The following is a 235-nucleotide window of genomic DNA, read 5'->3' as shown; positions in this document are numbered from 1 at the left end:
AAGCCCGGATAATCAGTGAGCTAAGGCTGAAGCATGCGCTCGGTGATCTTCTGCGTGCAGCGGGTATGTCCCGCAGTACGTGGTATCACAATATGAATGCCCTGAAGCGAGTGGACAGGCATGCCGGACTGAAAGACAAAATCAGAGAGATTTATCACTATCACAAAGGGCGTTATGGCTACCGCAGAATCAAGCTCTCACTGAGAAAACAGGGCGTGTTGGTAAACCATAAAAC

At 49.4% G+C, this 235-nt stretch carries 1 protein-coding gene; it reads left to right on the top strand.

The annotated features are described in order from the left end of the window. Positions 1–235 (top strand): IS3 family transposase (locus SAZ04_RS23035; RefSeq protein WP_332700135.1); only part of this gene is annotated, 235 nt, incomplete at both ends.

Source organism: Halalkalibacter lacteus, assembly GCF_036663595.1.
GTDB lineage: Bacteria > Bacillota > Bacilli > Bacillales > Bacillaceae_D > Halalkalibacter > Halalkalibacter lacteus.
The sequence above is the reverse complement of the archived record's forward strand: the minus strand, read 5'-3'. Positions and strand labels throughout refer to the sequence as shown.